Raw genomic sequence first — 18,031 nt, 5'->3', positions numbered from 1 at the left:
GCCACCAGCAGGTCATGGGACCTAGCGACCGAGAGGCCGCCGTACCCCTATTTCTTACAGTGCTTGTGCCTCTTGCTCACGTTTCCGGGCTTGGTCGCAAGGCCGCACGGCCACGCGACTTCATTGGTGTCCAACCAGCCTGTGTGTGCTTGGCCACCGACGACTGAGCGGGCACGAGACCCTGCCTGGTGGACAAGCGGGGTCCCGGGCCGCGTGGGCTATTGGCCTCCGGCTTGCCAGAGAGCTACCGCCAGTGCAGTGCAGGATGCTACTGCGGCAAGGGATGGTAGAGGCCAGCGGTTCCGCTCAAGAGCGTCTAGACGCTCCTCGTGATCGCTGAGGGTTCTGTCTGTCTGATCGGCCCGCTGGAGCAGGAGTGCCAAGTCGCCGCGTGTCGTGGCGAATCCGACGTCGATGGATCGGCGGAGGCGTTCGAGCTCGATCGGTGTGCTGGTGTCAGGGCCCTCCTTGAGTGTCATTCAGTCACCTCTGTGCGCGCCAGTGTCGGTCCGGGACACGAGGACAGTGGGTCTCCACTTTCCGGTCGGGAGTTTCCTCTCTCTTTTCCCTTGCTAAAGGTGGAGCTTTACCTGCGGGGCGTACGGTGTCTTTGTTGAGGGAGACCTTGACGGCTCGTCCTGGGGCGGCGGCACTTCCACTGCCGCCGCCCCAGTTGTGAGCTGTCAGCTCCGTGGGACCTTTAGTTGGTCCCAGGTGGTTTTGCCGGGCCAGCCGTCTGCCGCGGTGCCCGTGTAGCCGAGCTTCTGCTGCCAGTTCTGGTAGGAGAGACGATCAGCCTCAGTCCACTGCGGACCAGGGCTGTGTTCGTAGTCGCCGCAGCCTTCCGCGACCAGGCGCTTGCCCATAGCCGTGATGATCGGGCTGGACGGGTTGGTCTGGAACCATGCGGCGCTCGGGAAGGGTTCGAGCTGGACTGGTGTCTGTCGTGGGACCTTGAGTTGGTCCCAGGTGGTTTTGCCGGGCCAGCCGTCTGCCGCGGTGCCCGTGTAGCCGAGCTTCTGCTGCCACTTCTGGTACGAGAGACGATCAGCCTCAGTCCACTGCGGACCAGGACCACCCGTATAGACGCCACAGCCTTCCGCCACCAAGCGCCTGCCCATAGCCGTGATGATCGGGCTGGACGGGTTGGTCTGGAACCATTCAGGCCCGGGGTAGGGCTCGTATTCCACCGGCGTTACCCTCGGGACGCGCAGTTCGTACCAGGTTGTTGCACCGGGCCAGCCGTCTGCCGCGGTGCCCGTGTAGCCGAGCTTCTGCTGCCAGTTCTGGTAGGAGAGACGATCAGCCTCAGTCCACTGCGGGCCGGGGCCGGTGGTGTAGGTACCGCAGCCTTCCGCCACCAGACGCTTGCCCATTTCGATGATGATCGGGCTGTTCGGGTTGGTCTGGAACCATTCCGCGCCGGGGAAGGGTTCGTAGTCCACGGGCACAGGCGTGATGCCTTCGTCAGGGACCTTGAGCTGGTTCCAGGTGGTTTTGCCGGGCCAGCCGTCTGCCGCGGTGCCCGTGTAGCCGAGCTTCTGCTGCCACTTTGTGTATGAGGCGCGGTCGGTGTCGGTCCACTGCGGGCCGGGGCCGGTGGTGTAGGTACCGCAGCCTTCCGCGACCAGTCGCCGACCCAGCGCGGTGACGATGGGGCTGTAGGGCAGGGCTTTGAACCATTCGGTTCCGGGAAACGCGACGTATCCGGCCGGGGGCGGCTCTTCTCCGCCGTTGTCTCCTCCCCCGGGTACGTCCTGACCGAGGGGGACTCCGCGGGCAGGGACGGTGAGCTGCTGTCCGACGATGAGGTTGTAGGGGGACTGCAGCCTGTTGACGGCGATGATGTACGAGCGTGGGACGTTGTACTTGAGGCTGATTTCTCCGAGTGTTTCGTTGACTGCGACGGTGTGTGTTCCGCCGTCATACAGGGTGCCGGGGTCGAGGGTTCCGTTTTGGACGAGGGCGTACATCGTGTTTCCCGGACACAGGGTCGCGAAGCCGTCCCGATGGCCGCGGATCTCGTTTCCCGCGCCGTTGCGTCGAAGGTAGGCGATGGCGTCCTGGATGCCGGTGATCTGAGACTGAGTCGGCTGGGTGATCCCGGTGTTCCCGAGGAACGTGAGTACCGCTACATGGTCGCGGTTCAACTGCGTCCCGCCATTCGCTGCGCTTTGGTTCCCGGCGCCCCTCCCTTCGAACACGTAGCCGTGCTGGCAGACACCGAGGTTGTACGCGATGTCGAAGTAGTCCTCCTCCTTGTTGTTCAGGTGGTCCGACTGGACGTGTCGCATGTGGCCGGCGCACTCGTGGTGCTCACGACCGCGGTAGAAGGCTCCGAGGTAATGCACCTTCACACCGCGCGGCGACGGCAGTGGCTTCTGGCTCTCCCGAGCCGGTTGAGCGCCCCATTGAGCGCGCGTGACGAAGCGCATGATGTCTCTCCTTCGCTGTCGGTCTCCCCGCCAGGGGCTCTGATGTGCTCCCGGCGGTGGGTCCAGCCTCACATGATTCGAACGTTCATTCGTATTCTTTTTCGGACTGATGTTCGATTCAAAGGGCTGGAACCGCAGGCGTGTCGGGAACCTGGCAGGGGTAGATGAACGTCCCTTCCCTGTATGGAGCGACGAACGAAAGCACCCTGGGCTGCGGGGTTCCTGTTACTGGCGACGAGCGGGGTGGTGGGCTACGGCACGCAGCGCTTGTCCCGTGAAGCCCGCCGGACGTGCGCGCTGGTCCTACGCGAGCACCCCAGCATTTTCGATTTCTGGACATGGGAGGCGCCGCTGACAGTGATCGTTATGGCGTTGGTCGGCTTGGCGGCTTGGGCCCTGCCGGCGACAGTCCTTCGCCAGGCACCCCGCCCCGTACGCCTCTTGATACCCGCGGCAGTTTTCACCCTGACGCTCGCCACGCTGGTACTCCTGCACTTCGTCTGGCTCGGCACACCCATCGAGGGAGCAAGCGAGTCCCCGGAAGTGTGCACAGAGGACCACGTCCCGCCGTGGTGGCCGCGCTGGCTCCCCGCCTGACAACGAACGGCGAACGCCAAGCCGCGTCCGCTGCCGACGCGGCTCACCGCGATATCGGTTCCGACGGGGTAGGTGAAACCACATCTGTCGTCCGCGAAGGGCCAGTGTCCACCCTGTATTGCGCGTAGGGCAGTTACTCGTCCCACGCGTTGATTCTTCACGCCCTGAGGACGGGTGAAGCCCAACGCAAGGGTACTGGCGGGTGCGTAGTGACGATGTGAGGCCTGGCCGCAATTCAAGCCTCGGGAACCGGAGACGAGCGAGTTGACGAAGCATGTTGATGGAGCGGCGGTGGATGTGGAGTCGCCAACGTGGGCCCGGTGGCACCCGCGATGTTTGAGCCGAGGGCGCAGTGCCCTTGTTGCCAGTTCCCTGCTTGTGGCCGGCTTGCTGACCTTTCCCGGTGCTGTTCCCAACGGTGGTGTTCGTCTGGGTAGCTTGCTGGAGACGTTCCTGCCCTGGCTCGGCCTGGCGATACCGGTCCTGATAGTCCTGGCTTGCCTGCGGAGATCGGTCATCGTGTGGTCTGCGTTTCTGGTGCCCGTGGTGGCCTGGCTCGCCCAGTTCGGCGGCCTGTTGCCGCTCCAGCCTGGCGCGGGCTACGACCTTACGGTGGTGCAGCACAATGTCAGCGACGAGAATGCGGATCCCTCGGGCACCGCACGGAAGCTCCTCAAGGCCAATGCTGACCTCATCGCGCTCGAGGAGTTGACTTCCTCGTCTAGGCCGACGATCGGGGCTGTCCTGGCACCGGACTATCCCCACCACGTGGTTGTGGGAACGGTCGGGCTCTGGTCAAAGCTCCCCCTCACCGATGCGCGACGCGTGGACATAAAGCCCAAGGCCGTCGGTGAGGGTTGGGATCGCGGCATGCGGGTCACCGCCAAGACAGAACATGGAGACATCGCTGTCTACGTCGCCCACCTGCCCTCTGTCCGACTCAGTCCAAGTGCAGGATTCCGCTCCGCGTGGAGGGACGAAAGCGCCGCGCTTCTCGGCATGGCGATAGTTGCCGAGCGGCTAGAGAAGGTGATCCTCCTGGGAGACCTCAACAGCACAGTGGACGACCGCGGCCTCAGCCCGCTCACCTCACAGCTAGATCCACCACGCACAGGCCTCGCATTCAGCTGGCCCGCACGATTCCCCCTCGCCCGCATCGACCAAATCATGACCCGAACAGCCACAGCCACACACATCTGGTCACTGCCACCCACCACCAGCGACCACCTACCCATCGCCGCCCACATCCGCCTCTGAACCTCAAACCAGAGGACGCCTCCCGCTTTGGTGAAGTCGCCGTTCTTTCGCCGCGTTAGCTAGCCGCAGTCATAGCCGACCCACCCTCTGGAACGGTGTACTGGCGAACTGGGGGAATGGTCCGCCGCCTCAGCTACCGGACTGCCAGGCGCTGCCCCTCCCCTACTCGCCATTCGGCGTCTCAGCGCGCCAGTGCCTCCCAGCATCAAGCACCCGGTTGGGCTGCCGGCTTGCCGTCATCGGCAGTCACGTCGGATGCCGCTGTGCAGAGACTGGGCGACTGCCGTTGCTTTCCTGGCTGATGCGTCGGTGTAGCTGGCAGTCGGAGTTCGGGTGGGGATTAGGGGCTGACCGTTGGGCGGCCAGACGCCGACCGTCTGAGGCGGTTCTTATCCAAGCCAGTCCTGCCTGGAGGGTGGCGTCGACGTCGATTCATCTGCCACCGCGACTTCCGGAATCACCCATAGAGCGGCAAATTACGCCCACTACTCGCAAAATCTGCGAGTTACTACGGGAATCTCACGCCATCGAGTGAACGCCCTCTGACCTGCTGACCAGCCATGACGACGCCCCACCGAGATGCCAGGAACCCACCGGGACTCCACTTCTATGCGTCATCACGGTGGTAGACAGATCCACCAGCAGATTGCGCAGCCGTGCCTCTTCCGATTTCTCCGCGTCGGTGTAACCGGGGCTGTCCGGCATCCCGCCCACACGTCCGTCACTGTGGAGTTGCTTGTCGCCTTCCCACCCTGGCGCGGGCTCGAACGACCACGGCAACGTCCGGCACAGCTCCTCATAGGCGATCCGAGTCTGATGGAGTCGGAGCTGCGCATCGCGCAGGTCCGGGGGGAAGTCAATGTCGACCATGACCGGGATCATCTCTTTGTTCGAATACATGGGACGGTGTGCGACACGACCCAGGTGGCGGGTGGGTGTGATTGGTCGAGATAGATAGGTGTCATCTCGCGTCATCTGTCACCGCCCCCTCGCGGATGGGCGGAGGAGGTTGAGGTCGAGCCTGCTGGAGCAGGAGCGTTTGGCAGCATGAGCCCGTGACCATCGTCGACGACTCGAGGGACCCCTCCGGCTGCTTCTGGGTCGGGAGGTGAGCGCCGTCTGCTTCGTGCGCGATTGCGTCGAGCTCCACTTCGACGGACCGGTCTTGCGGGCGCTGAGCAACCCCTTCGGCCTGTCTGGCTGTCGCGGATGGCACTTCCCTGGGCAGGGATCGCTGGAGCTTATGCGCTCCTTCATGGGCAAGACCGTCGACGGTGTCGGCGTACTCGCGTGTGCCGAGGTGCGTACGGATGAACGTGCAAAGCAAGTAGCCGCCCGCTGTGCTCATTGCCATACGAGAGGATGGGGCGGTGCATCTTCGTTACTTCAATCAGACCGGCTGGACCGCGATCTTCAACGGCACCGAGACCGAGATCGGCCGCATGGTGCGGGTGGAGGCATGGGACCCGGCAACTGGAACGGCGCTTGTAGTCGACCCGAAGCGAGGAGCTATGCGTCCCGTAACGGACTACGAGGACTTCTCCCACCTTGAGAAGGCCGACCAGGTCGTAGCCGCAGTTCCTGGCGGCGGGTGGCGGGCCCACTGGAAAGATGAGGGCCCAGGGAATACCCCGCTCACGGAACAGGTACTCGCGTGGCTGATCACCTCGCAGGGCCGGGCAACGGCCATCACGATGGACGCTCACGGGCATGTTGACGATGCCGACAGTGCCGACGCCTTCATCCCGCCGGGCGAGGAGCTGGACCAGGATTGAGCTCGCGCATCAGGCGACTTCCGTCTCGCGCTCGATGGCTTTGAGACGGTTCTTTGGTCGGTAGCTGGTACCGCCTCGTCGGCGAGCACGACGTCGCACTGGGATGGAAGGCGTTCTCTTACGACGGCAGATCGTGGCAATTGAGGCGAGCGCGCGAGCCCGCCCAGTCCATCCCTACTACCCCTCGCAACGACCATCCGATGAGCAGTGAGGACACGTCGTTATGCTGCCGGTCCCCCAGGATCAAGGTACTCGCATGCCCCTCCTCATACGACATCGTCGGACTCCAGGACCACAAGCAGGTCCTGGAGTCCGACGTCACGCTCGGGCCGGAATTCGCCAACAGCGTCATGGAGTGGACCGGGCCCGCAGGAACGCTGTCGTCAGATCAGGTCCCGGTTTCTGTCCTCCGGGTGGTACACAGCCAGCGCCCAGATGATGAACACGTCGATCGCGATCATGATCACAGCCCAGATCGGGAGATAGGGCAGGAACAGGAACTGCGCGATCAGACTGATCGAGGCGAAGAAGATGCCCGTGTACCGGGCCCAGGACTGGTTGGAGAGCACACCCCAGCCGGTGATCAGCAGACAGACACCGAGGACGAGGTGAATCCAGCCCCAGCCGGTGAGGTTGATCTTGTAGACATAGTCGCCGACCCGCGTGTACACGTCATCCTTGGCAACCGCTGAGATGCCCTGAAGGATGGCGAGCACCCCGTTGCACACCATGAGGATGCCCGCGAAGACGACTCCTCCGACCGCCCAGCCGCTGTTGTGACCGGAGTCATGTGCGGAACCGTGGCCGGTGGCGTGGGTGGGTCTCGGCGGTGGGGTCCCGGTCGGCTGCGATGCACTGCTCATGGGACGTCCCTTCATTGACTTCCTGTCCCGTACGCCCATCGCGGACGGGAATTCGAGCGTCAGCCCGCTCCCGTGCCACCGCCATTCGAATTCGGCCGTTCGGGTGACGCGGACCCCTCAGGAGCCGGTGGGGTGCCTCGGCCCGAAACACCACCTGAGCTGGCAGTTCTCCCCGTCCCCGAACCGGAATCCGAGCCTGCGGTACTCCCCGTCCCCGAACCGGGATGCGAAGGCCCAGGCTGCCCGCCCACCGCGGCAACCGGTTCCCCCGCCAGGAACTCCACCACCGCCAGGGCGAGCAGCAGCGCCAGCGCCAGCCCCACCACCACCCATCCGGTCGGATAGCTCCACAGCAGATAAGCCACCACCGCACCCGCCACCAGCAGCCAGGTGATCCAGCGCCGATAGCGCCGCACCCACGGCCCCACCGGGCCGGTCCTCATCCCCGCCCGGTCCGCCGCTCCACGCACCGCCCCGATACCCGTCTGCCACAGCTGCCGTACGAGCAGGGCCCAGCGCCCCCGGCCGGTGAGCCAGGCCGCCAGCGCGACCACGATTCCGAGCGCGATCACCATCCGTACCGACGCCCGCAAGTACCTGGTCAGCGCGTCGTACACCGACTCAGCCGCGGGCTGGGACACCTCAAGGGGCAGCGCGTCCAGATAGACAGACCGGAAGGCCGTCAGCGCCACGCCCAGCACCGCGAGCGCGAAGGCCACTCCCAGCGCTGCGGCGACCAGCGCCCTCCGGCGGCGTACCGCCAGCAGCACTCCCACGACGACCAGCAGCAGCGCCAGGACCGGGAGCCAGTAGCCGGCGAGCTGAAGCAGTCGGAAACCCGTCTTGACCTTGCCGATGTCATCCGATCGGAAGATCGTGATCTCGGTGTGGACCTCGGGGATCTTTCCCGCGACCGTGAGACCGTCCGCCACCAGTCGTTGCTTGACCTGGTCGACGACCGGGCCAAGATCGATCTGTACCGAGTCATCGGTGAGTTCGACCGCTCCCCCGCCGCTGCCCGTGAGGGCCTTGTCCACGGCGGCATGGGCCTTGCGGTTGGCATCGATCCAGATGGTTTTGAAGCCATCGGACGCGACGACCGCTTCGGCCTTGTCCTGGACGAAGCTGCGCAGTGCGCTCTCCAGGGAGCCGCCCAGCTTGCCCAAAGCCTTGGCCAACCGAGGGCGATCGGCGGGGGCCACACCCTCCAACAGCGAGTTGAGGTCGATATGGGCCATCACGGCGTTGGTCACCCGGTTCGCCACGGCGCTCTGAACATCGGCGTCGGAAGCGAGCGGGGCGACCGTATCCACATAGCGGCCGGTGTCCCCGACCTCATCGGCGGCCCAGACGGCGACGGCGCTCAAGGGAGCGAGCACACAGCCGATGACGATCAGCAGGGCGGAGAAGAACGAACGCACCCGATGGTGGGAGGTCGGGACCGCAGGGGTCGACGAGGCTTCCAGGGCCGCCACCCGGGCGCGTAGGCCCTGCAGCTCATTCATCTCCGCCACGACCGCTTCCCTCCGCTAGCAGGCTGCTGCGCTCCCCCGCAACCCCGCCCTGGCCGTGGCAGTCCTGACCGCAACCGTCCTGGACGTGTTCGTCCGCAGCCGTCCGTCCTCGCCGTCATAGCGGTCATCGCCAGGACGGATGTACGCCTCCCCCGCCACCGGCCAACCCCCCGGTCCGTCATCGCCGTCATCACCGCACCCCTCCGCTCTCCGTGCAGCCAGCGAACCCGGAGCGGGTACGGGCGGCGAGTCCTGGACGGCCGTCCGGGTGGAGTCACCCAAACGCCGCGCGCCCAAGCCGGTCGGCCCACCTCCCTCTGCCCTTGCATGGGGCTATGCACCGCCAGGGAGAGCGCACCAGGACGATTAGTGACATCAGCAGGGGGCCGGGCGAGTGAGCGCGCCAGCCGAGGCCATCCCCGAAGCCCCGACCATCCATGACATCCTCCGCAGCCGCGGCTACCGCAAACTGCTGCTGCTCTCGGTCCTCCTCGGCGTGCCCATCGCACTGGCCTGCTTCTTCTTCGTCAGTGCGCAGCACGCCCTCCAGCACGCCATCTGGGAGGACCTCCCGAACGCCGTCGGCTATGGCCAACCGCCCTGGTGGTGGCCCCTGCCCGCGCTGCTGCTCGCCGGGCTGCTGCTCGCGCCCATCGTGACCCGGGCCCCCGGCGGTGGTGGTCATCAGCCGGTGAACGGTCTCGGTGGCCCACCGCTGGGGCCCGACGCGCTGCCCGGGGTGATCTTCGCCGCGCTCGCCACCCTGCCGCTGGGTGTGGTGCTGGGGCCCGAGGCGCCGCTGATGGCGTTGGGCAGCGGGCTCGCCCTGCTCGCCATGCGGTCGGCCAAGCGCGCCGAAGACCCCAAGGCAGCCCTGGTGGTGGCCACAGCCGGTTCCACAACGGCGATCTCCACCATCCTCGGTGGGCCGTTGGTCGCGGCCGTGATGGTCGTCGAGGCCGCGGGGCTCGCCGGGCCGCAACTGGTGCTGTTGCTCCTGCCGTGTCTGCTGGCCAGCGGGGTGGGCGCGTTGGTCTTCACCGGCTTCGGCAACTGGACCGGGCTGGCCATCGGCGCCCTGAAGCTGCCTTCCGTCCCTCCCAACGTGGGCCCGGACGCCGGTGACTTCCTCTGGGGCGTACCGATCGCCGTGCTGATCGGTGTGGTGGTGTCCTACGCCCACCGGCTGGGCTATCTCACGGCCGACTGGACCGCGCGCCGTACGGCGGTCCGTACGGTGGTGTGCGCGGTCGCGGTCGGCGTATGCATCGCCGCCTACGCACTGATCACCGGTCGTTCACCGGCGGAGGCAGCACTGTCGGGGCAAGTGACCCTGGGCGCCCTGGCCGCCGATCCGCACTCCTGGTCGGTAGGTGCGTTGATCGCACTCGTGGTGTGCAAGGGCCTGGCGTGGGGCATCAGCCTGGGTTCGCTGCGCGGTGGGCCGATCTTTCCCTCGGTGCTGCTCGGCGCGGCCATCGGGGTTGCCTGCGCGGGGCTGCCGGGGCTGGGGGTGACCCCCTCGTTGGCCCTCGGAATGGCCACGGCCTCGGCGGTGGTGACCCGGCTGCCCGTCACCAGCTCGGTACTGGCCGTACTGCTCATGGGCAGTGACGCGACCAATCAGATGCCGTTGATCGTGGTCTGCGCGGTGGTGGGTTTTGTCACGGCGCAGTTGTTGGAGAAGCAGCGGCGCTGAATCGGCGCAAGAAGACGGCCTCGCCAGAACACAGCCTCCGCCTGGGCCAGTCGACCGCACTCCCCCGACCGCACCGAGCGGTCGACAGGCTCAGGCGAATCACACCCTCCGGGGTCGTACGGAACCAGTCTCAGCGAAGGTGGAGGCCAGGTAGGTGTCGGGCAGATCGAGACCAGCGGTTGCGTAGACCAGGGTGAGCCGGCGCTCCGCTTGAACCACATGAATCGGCCGGAGTCGCACGGTGTCATCCGTGAAGCGCGTGTACGGGCGGATCAGCCGCGAGTCCTCCCCGCGCAGGAGTTGGTGACGCTCCACCACATGGCGGGGAGTCGGGGTGCCCCAACCCTGCTCCCACACCACGCGTTTATGTGCGAAGGGATCGATCCGGACCGGCTCGGGCGCCTGCGCCGGAGACGCGCTCACGGCACTTGCCGCCGCGTGCTTGCCCCGAGGCGGGAGCAGAAGGTTCAGAACCCACGTCAGGGCACGGCGGATAAGGAGGGTCATACGGATACAGCTCCACTTCAGCTGTTGATGGAGCCCTGGCAGGTCGGTCCTTACCCGATCTGCCAGGGCGTTCAAGGTTTCGGGCCCGCCCGGCGATCACCCTTACGCACCCACCGGGCGGGCCCGCCACACATGCCGACCGGGCGGGAGGCAGCAGGTCGGCACGGGGTCGGTCAGCCGTCGAAGCGACTGTCTCTAGCTGAACCACGAGGAGTCGAAGGGGAGTCGCTGGGCAAGCTCCCGCCGCAGCGATGTGCGGCCCGCTTTCGCCCATGCCCACCGTTCATAGGAATCCCACAGGCGAAACGAATGGGCCCCAGCGTGCCCTTGGAAGAAGTCGCATGCCCGGTCATGGCCAACGGGCTTGCCATTGACGGCAGGACAATCCTGTAGGGGCTCACATCGCTCCGGCACCACGCCGTCCCGCCAGAAGAGCCACACCTCGACACCGATGAGGTCGCGGGACGACACCTCCCATACAAGGTCCGCGTGGTCGCCTTTGTGCCCCCGGGAGAGAGGGCACTGGACGTCCTCCTTGATGTCCCGCGCCGAACACCCCAGGTCTGTATACCGCTCACGCATCGACAACGCGGTGAACAACGGCACTCGTGCGGTCGCCCCACAGTCCCGCCAGAAAAGCCCTCGCAGTAGCCGCCGCAGCATCGCGTGTGCCATCAGCGCCGCCCCCACGGAGCGAGGGACGGGTGGTTCTCATCCAGGGCAGCGCACACGGTCTGATGGTCGTCAGACCCGACGAAGCCCTCGTACCGAACATCCCAGAGACGGAACGAATGCTCCCCGGGATGCCCGGAAAACAGAGTGCAAGCCCCATCAGACCTACCTAGCGGCCCGTTGCGCGCGGGGCAATCGGCACGGATCGAGAAATGGAGTTCACCATCGCCGTTCCAATGCCCCCACACTTCGCCCTCTTGGTCGGCCCCGGCCCATCGATCCAGTTCCCACAAGAGGGACACATGGGGACCCGTGTGGTTTCGCTGAAGGACACACCTAGCCGACCCAGCGATGTCGGCCGGGTCTGCTAATTGGCCATAGGCCAAAACCAGCCGACGTCGCGCATGGGGAGCGACGAGAACCTCGGCGCCGCAAACCGATCGGAACTGGCGCCGAAGCAGACGGCGCATCAAGAGCGAAGTTCTGAGACGACACAGCAAACCCATCAAGCCCCCTTGACAGAAGATCACGGCCCCCGTACCAAAATCTGATCGCGCGGGTGCTGTGGATTAGCCTTGCCGTCTTGAGTGAGTACGGCATCCCTATCTCAGGGACCCCCATGGTGGGGATACCCTCAGATCGATCGAAGCAGGGACACCAAGATGCCGATAGGAAACCCCTGTGACTGGGACCGATCCATTAATCGCACTGCCATGCGATTTCCTCAACCGTGATGACGTCAGGCCACTACTGGCCTCACACGACTTTGGAGCCGTCTTTCGGCTCATGCGGATTCATGCCGGAGTCTCTTACTCCAGGATCTCCGCTCACTGCGGGATCAAGCCCGAACGCGTAGGTGCTCTAGCACGAGGGGAAGGCGCGATCACCACCTACCAGAAGATGATCGAGATCGCCGACGCGTTCCGTATCCCCGGACACATGATTGGGGTCACACCACGCACTTGGGAGACGGAGGCGACCACCGGGTACAACTCTTACGACAAGAGGACCGGAGGGAAGGCTGACGCTGTGGAACGTAGAAGGTTCATCGGTGCGTCAACGGGGGCGGGGTTAGCCGCAGCGTTACCCGAAATGAAGGAGATCAGCGCACCAGGGCAGCGGATCGGGCGGCGTACTCCCGACGAATTACGCCGTCGCGCCGCCCGCCTTCGTCGACTAGATGAGATCTTGGGAGGCGGTGACACCTATCGGGTCTACTTGGCCGAGTATCTTTCGACAAAGAGGCTAGTCAAGGAGGGAATCGCCGACTCAGAGACGCACCTATCCATGCTTTCGGTACTTGCCGAGCAAGCGCAGCAAGCTGGTTGGGCAGCGTTCGATGCAGGAAAGCAAGCGGATGCATTTAGCCTATACAAGGCCAGCCTGAACGCTGCTACTGAGGCAGGCGACAATTCGCTAGCAGGTAATGCGCTAGCTTTCCTCGCCTACCAGCGAATTGATGAGAACCCTCAGACGGGCCTCTCTACTGCTATCGAAGCGTGCCAGACCGCCGGACCTCAAGCACCCCAAGGCGTTCGCGCTCTATTGAATGAACGCCTGGCATGGTCATACGCACGTGCCGGAATGTCGAAGGAAACCGAAAAGTCTCTTCACGTGGCAGAAGCCGCGCTCGGCGAAGTCAGTCAGAATCCACAGCTAGAATGGACTTCATGGGTTGACAGCACCGAGTTGCAGATTATGTCTGGCCGATGTTGGACCGTTCTAGATCGACCACTTAGAGCAGTCCCAGTCCTAGAGAGCGCACTGTCACAGTACGACGATACTCAAGCGCGAGACAAATCCTTGTATCTCTCATGGCTTGCGGAGTCATATATCTCTGCGCGCGAGGTGGAGCAGGCTGCACTTGTAGTCGGAAAAGCTCTTGAACTCTCCTCAGGCGTAGCTTCAGTGAGACCCAGGAAGCGACTTAGGGATGTCGTCCATAAACTCCAAGCTCATTCCGATATCCCGGAGGTAGCTGAAATCATGGAGCGATCAAGGGTGCAACTGACGTAAGCAGCAGCAGACGCAAGGGTTATTTCCCGTAGTTGTCCATCCATTCAAAGAAGCCCGCAGATCCCCTGACGATGTCGGTAGCCGAGATCTCAGGGTTTCTCCACGGGTGATGGGCAAGGAGGTGGTCCTCAAGTTCTGAGTATCGGTCAGCGCGAGCCTTGAAGAGAATCTGCCACTCTTCACCGGTGCCGAACTCTCCGTCATGCCAGAAGGCCGAGGTGACAGGCCCGATGATCTGCGCGCCGGCCGCCAGTCGCGCCACGACAACTGATCGAGCCAGTGATTCTGCTGATTGACGGTCCGCTGTGGCGGTAGACACCTGAAGATAGTCAGCCATGGGGGAAGCCTAGTAGCGCTCCAACTAGCCAGGTAGCAGTCGCTCCGCAGTTCGCGTAGGGCGAGTCTGACAAGTCATGCTCCGTGGAACTCCCACTCCAAGGGTTCAGCGTTCCATGTTCAGCGGCGGGCGGTGATGGTGGGCCGCCCCCGGCGAGAGCTCAACCCTCCCTGCCGCATGAGGTGGAGCGGCAGGAGAACGAGACCCGGTAGGACGTCTGCGACGCGGACTCCGGGAGCCCGAGGACCAGGATGGTCGCGGGGGCCGGGCCGGTGGTGGGCTCGCGGGTGGAGCACTGGAAGGCGCCCGGGCGGGAGGGTGCGCAGCCGTTCTTCAGCGCGCTTCCGTAGAGGGCGGGGACCGCGGTGTGACCGGGTTCGCTGGCATCTGTGCCGGTGGTGATGTCGGCGTCGAAGCGGTCGCTCCTACCGGTGGGCAGCACCGCGCAGAGTGCGGTGCGCTGCTCGGTCAGAGTGCCGGTGAGCGGCCCGAACCCCTGGCTGACGTCGGCGATGTTCAGGCACTCCGGGGCAGGCCCTGCCGCCGTGCCGATCCGCAGGGCGTCAAAGCGGTAGAAGCTCGCGATCGAACTGCCCTGCGGGACGGTGACGATGACTTGGTAGCTGGTGGACCCGGTGACCGCACAGGAGCGAATGCTGTAGCGGCAGGTGGTGATCGTGCCGTCATCGCCATGAACGGTGGTGTAGGTGGTGGCCTCGCCGTCGCGGGCGTTCAGATGGAGGGTGTCCCGTGCGTCGGCAGTGGTGACCTGACGGCAGTGCAGGGTGCCCGGTTCACCGGGTCGGCCGATGGTGGACGGACCGCCCACCGCGGTCGCCGGGTTGGGGATGCACCCCTTGGCCGTGGCGGTGACGTCGCGGCGGGTGAGGGTGTACGTACCGGTGGCGTCCTCGCCCGAGACGAGCACGGTGTACGCGGTGCCGGGAGCCAGGACGCAGGTGGCGTTCGCGTACTGGGCGGGCCGCAGGGCGCAGACCTTCGTGCCGGAGGTGTCGACCACGGTGGTGGTGACGTTGGTCGGGCCCCTTGCCGCGTGGATCTGGAGGTTCTCCCTGATGCTGTGATCGCCCGCGGGGATGGTCAGACAGTGGGAGAAGACCCCGTCACCGGTGGTGAGGGCGGCCGCGGCAGTCGTGGCGCTGAAGTCACCGGCCGGGAGCACGGTGCAGTTCTCCGCGGTGTCGGTGCGATACAGGGCCAGCGCGTAGGCACCGGTGGTGGGAAGGTCCCCCGCCGCGGTGATCAGCGCACGGTGCGGACCCTTGCCGGTCAGTCCGCAGGTGCCCTGCTCCAGAGCGGCACCGTCGCAGCGCTGGACACCGTCGGCGTCGACGACCCTGACCTGGGGGGCGACCTTGACGGCGCCGCGGTTCCCCAGTGCCGCCAGTCTGGCCCCGGGGGCCAGCGGCAGGGCCAGACAGTCCACCTCTCCCGTGGCGTCGATGTCGCCGAGGTGGTTGCCGAGTGAGCCTGGCTGACACCCGGCACTGGAGGTGTGGTCATACACAAAAGTGGCTTGGCTGGTGACCAGGGTGTAGTCCCCGGCGGCGGGCAGCGTGCACTGCCCCCACGGCTTGCAGACGGTCTTACCGGCCCTGTCGTAGACCTTCACTCCGGACCGCACGCCGGCGGGGTCGATCCGGTGGATCTCATAGCTTCCAGCCGCGGGGGCGGGGAAGATCTTGCACCCGGCGCCGGCGGTGGGGGGCGTGGGCGGGGAGTTGTAGGCGTTCAGCGGGGAGTACTCACAGCCCGAGGGGTCGGACAGCCGCCGGATGCCCAGGGTGTAGGCGGCGGGGAATCCGCTGCTGGACTCCCGGACCCGGGCGATCACCCGGTAGGGGCCCGTACCGGGAAGTACACAGCCATCGCTCTCGTCGGCGTTGACGCGGGGGCAGATCCGAGCGCCGGAGGGGTCGGTGATCCACCCCTCGCCTGGGAAGTCGACCGCGATGCGCTCCCCTGCCTCGGCCGTGAACGGCTGGCACTCCAACTCCACCGCGCTGTCCACCGAACCGGTGGTCGCGGGCGTCGCCCAGGAAGTGTCGGTCCCCCCGCGGCACCCGGTGGTGTCGGCGAGCGGAACGACGGCCAGGCTGGTCCCGCTGTCAGCCTTGCCGTAGTTGGCCACCTTCACCGTGAACTCACCGGCCCGGGGCAGCTCGCACCAGCCCGGGCCCGCGGTCGGGTCATAGCAGTCGAGCTGAGTGGCACCGTCGAAGACAAGGGCGTACGCGTTGCCGAAGTGTCGTTCCAGCAGGACACGATGGAGTCCGGCGCGCCCGGTGGTGACGGAGTAGCAGACCGAACCACCGGCGGGAACGATGGACTTGCCGACCGCGTCGCCGGGATCGCCGAAGGAGGAGAGCGGGAGTGTGGTGCACCCGGAGCGGTCACCGGGCGGGGTCGCCGTGGCGGCCAGGTGCGGCGGGCGCGGGTCAACCGGCGTGGTGCGCACCGATGCGGCGACGGAGGCGTTCTCGGGGTTGTTGACGGTACCGTCCGTCGACCCCTGCCGTGGCGCTTCCCTGCCGCGTCCCGGAACCCAGTCGACCACCGCGGGCACCACCATGGACAGCAGCACCGACAGAGTGAGCAGCACGGCGATGTACAAGGTGGACTTCAGGAATCGCACGGTCGTGGAAGGGTTCTGGTGCAAGACGTCCCCCCGGACCGGCGAAATGACGTGGGCCGCGCCGGGGCCAACACCGAACAGGGGCCTGTGTGACGCGTGTGATGATTCCTCGCGATGATCCCATAAATGTCTGTTGAGGGGTACACATAAAGCCAGCTGCGCTGGGCATCTTCGAGCCAGCACGCTGGTGGTCTCCCAGGCGGGGCCGGATCACCCCGGGATTCTCGCGCCTCGACCAGTCCCCACCACACCCCCTTGTCCCCTGGCGCCAGGCAATCCCCTGTGGTATCGCTCTGGCCTGCGGAATCGTGCCGTCCATCGCCATCCGATGACACACTGACGCCCGGTCCTCCGAAGGAGCTTCACCGTGCCGATGCTGCGCAAATTGCGCCGAGTGATAAGTCGTACCTACCGCCGTGCCACCGTCGATCTCAGCCACCCGGGGCGTTCCCCGCTGGGTAGCACGGTGGTGAATTGCGTGGTGTACGAGGACGGCATACGGCAGCCCTGTGACGGTGACGCGCAGAACGCCCTGCGGCAGGTCCGCAAGGCCGGCCGCGGGTTCGTCTGGTTTGGGCTGCACGAGCCGACCGCGATCGAGTTGGCCGTGTTCGCGGAGATGTTCGGTCTCCATCCGCTGGCCGTCGAGGACGCCGTCCAGGCCCAGCAGCGGCCCAAGCTCCAGCGGTACGAGGCCGCGCGCGGCCAGACACATGGGGACACCCTGTTCGCGGTGTTCCGTACCTGCCGCTATGTCGAGCACCGGGAACAGACCATCACCGGAGAGGTCGTGGACACCGGAGACCTCATGGTCTTCATCGGCCCTGACTTCGTCCTCACCGTCCGCCATGGAGGCCACGGCTCCCTGGGCCCGATGCGCGAGTCCCTGGAGGCAAGACCGGATCAGCTGGCCAAGGGTCCGGCGGCCGTCCTGCACGCCATCGCCGACCAGGTCGTCGACGACTACCTCACCGTCGCCGACGCCGTACAGCACGATGTCGACGATGTGGAGGCCGCGGTCTTCAGTGAGCAGGCCGGGCGCTATGACGCCAGCCGCATCTATCTGCTCAAGCGGGAGCTCATGGAACTCAAGCGGTCGGCCAGCCCGCTGGAACGCCCGATCCGGTTGCTGGCCACCACTCCGCTACCGCCGACCGGCGCCGAGATGCAGCCGTACTTCCGCGATGTCGTCGACCATCTCGCCCGACTGAGCGAGCAACTCGGCTCCTATGACTCGCTCCTCGACTCGATCCTCCAGGCCCATCTCGCCCAGGTGACGGTCGCCCAGAACGAGGACATGCGCAAGATCACGGCATGGGCGGCGATAGTGGCCGTACCGACCATGGTGTGCGGGATGTACGGAATGAACTTCACGTACATGCCGGAGCTGGGTTGGACCTATGGGTATCCGCTGGTGCTCACGGTCATGGCCACCGCGTGTGTGCTGATCCATCGGAGTTTCCGCCGCAATGGCTGGCTCTGAACCGGGCCTCTCGCCGAGCCGACCCTTCGGGGTGGGAGGGCCAGGGGCCGGCCGTTCGTGACGCGGCTCGTCGACGCCCGAGCACAGGGTGAGCGCTGTCCTGCGCGGAGACGGGCCGTACGCGACACACCAGGGCGACGACCGTCCGAAGTGGGTCGACGCTCCGGGCCCGGCCAACCATCCTGAGTCGGTCGTCGAACCGGGAGCAGGCGTCGAGGGC

At 65.7% G+C, this 18,031-nt stretch carries 13 protein-coding genes; 5 read left to right on the top strand and 8 right to left on the bottom strand.

Annotated elements, in window-relative coordinates:
- Window positions 1-683 precede the first annotated feature (683 nt).
- Window positions 684-2,435, bottom strand: coding sequence for a peptidoglycan-binding protein (locus tag NBG84_RS11870; protein ID WP_250919317.1), 1,752 nt, complete (start codon window positions 2,433-2,435; stop codon window positions 684-686).
- 933 nt (window positions 2,436-3,368) lie between these two features.
- Here NBG84_RS11870 and NBG84_RS11865 point away from each other — a divergent pair.
- Window positions 3,369-4,289 (top strand): endonuclease/exonuclease/phosphatase family protein, encoded by a 921-nt coding sequence (locus tag NBG84_RS11865; protein ID WP_250919370.1) that lies wholly within the window; start codon window positions 3,369-3,371, stop codon window positions 4,287-4,289.
- 519 nt (window positions 4,290-4,808) lie between these two features.
- Here the strand turns inward: NBG84_RS11865 and NBG84_RS11860 are convergent.
- Entirely contained in the window at window positions 4,809-5,159 is a 351-nt protein-coding gene (locus NBG84_RS11860; protein ID WP_250919316.1) for a hypothetical protein, read from the bottom strand.
- Window positions 5,160-5,659: 500 nt separating this feature from the next.
- Between NBG84_RS11860 and NBG84_RS11855 the strand changes: the two genes are divergently transcribed.
- Window positions 5,660-6,064 (top strand): hypothetical protein, encoded by a 405-nt coding sequence (locus NBG84_RS11855; protein WP_250919315.1) that lies wholly within the window; start codon window positions 5,660-5,662, stop codon window positions 6,062-6,064.
- Between the two features lie 383 nt (window positions 6,065-6,447).
- Here the strand turns inward: NBG84_RS11855 and NBG84_RS11850 are convergent, their stop codons facing one another.
- Window positions 6,448-6,927 carry a DUF7144 family membrane protein gene (locus tag NBG84_RS11850; protein WP_250919314.1) on the bottom strand — a complete coding sequence of 160 codons (480 nt, stop codon included), beginning with the start codon at window positions 6,925-6,927 and terminating at the stop codon, window positions 6,448-6,450.
- A gap of 59 nt (window positions 6,928-6,986) precedes the next feature.
- On the bottom strand, window positions 6,987-8,432 hold the full coding sequence (locus tag NBG84_RS11845) for a hypothetical protein (protein WP_250919369.1): 1,446 nt from the start codon (window positions 8,430-8,432) through the stop codon (window positions 6,987-6,989).
- Between the two features lie 403 nt (window positions 8,433-8,835).
- Here NBG84_RS11845 and NBG84_RS11840 point away from each other — a divergent pair, with 403 nt between their 5' ends.
- A complete protein-coding gene (locus NBG84_RS11840) occupies window positions 8,836-10,140 on the top strand; it encodes a chloride channel protein (protein WP_250919313.1) in 1,305 nt (434 codons plus the stop codon).
- Window positions 10,141-10,239: 99 nt separating this feature from the next.
- Here NBG84_RS11840 and NBG84_RS11835 read toward each other — a convergent pair whose 3' ends face one another.
- Window positions 10,240-10,647: a hypothetical protein gene (locus tag NBG84_RS11835; RefSeq protein WP_250919312.1), complete on the bottom strand. Its 408-nt coding sequence runs from the start codon at window positions 10,645-10,647 to the stop codon at window positions 10,240-10,242.
- Window positions 10,648-10,842: 195 nt separating this feature from the next.
- Complete coding sequence (locus tag NBG84_RS11830; protein ID WP_250919311.1) at window positions 10,843-11,322, bottom strand: hypothetical protein; 480 nt, start codon at window positions 11,320-11,322, stop codon at window positions 10,843-10,845.
- A gap of 678 nt (window positions 11,323-12,000) precedes the next feature.
- On the opposite strand from NBG84_RS11830, the gene NBG84_RS11825 reads away from it, so the two are divergent.
- Window positions 12,001-13,335, top strand: coding sequence for an NsdA family TPR-like regulatory protein (locus tag NBG84_RS11825; RefSeq protein WP_486679373.1), 1,335 nt, complete (start codon window positions 12,001-12,003; stop codon window positions 13,333-13,335).
- A gap of 19 nt (window positions 13,336-13,354) precedes the next feature.
- Here NBG84_RS11825 and cutA read toward each other — a convergent pair whose 3' ends face one another.
- Both cutA and NBG84_RS11815 read right to left on the bottom strand, forming a co-directional pair.
- Window positions 13,355-13,672, bottom strand: a complete 318-nt coding sequence (gene cutA, locus NBG84_RS11820; RefSeq protein ID WP_250919309.1) for a divalent-cation tolerance protein CutA — start codon at window positions 13,670-13,672, stop codon at window positions 13,355-13,357.
- 160 nt (window positions 13,673-13,832) lie between these two features.
- On the bottom strand, window positions 13,833-16,328 hold the full coding sequence (locus NBG84_RS11815) for a hypothetical protein (protein ID WP_250919308.1): 2,496 nt from the start codon (window positions 16,326-16,328) through the stop codon (window positions 13,833-13,835).
- Window positions 16,329-16,701: 373 nt separating this feature from the next.
- Between NBG84_RS11815 and NBG84_RS11810 the strand changes: the two genes are divergently transcribed.
- Window positions 16,702-17,811, top strand: a complete 1,110-nt coding sequence (locus NBG84_RS11810; RefSeq protein WP_250919368.1) for a magnesium and cobalt transport protein CorA — start codon at window positions 16,702-16,704, stop codon at window positions 17,809-17,811.
- The last annotated feature ends 220 nt before the right edge of the window (window positions 17,812-18,031 follow it).

Origin of the sequence: Streptomyces albipurpureus, assembly GCF_023701525.1 — a bacterium.
Taxonomy (GTDB): domain Bacteria; phylum Actinomycetota; class Actinomycetes; order Streptomycetales; family Streptomycetaceae; genus Streptomyces; species Streptomyces albipurpureus.
Note: the sequence above shows the minus strand (reverse complement) of the source record. Positions and strands in the feature narration are given on the sequence as shown.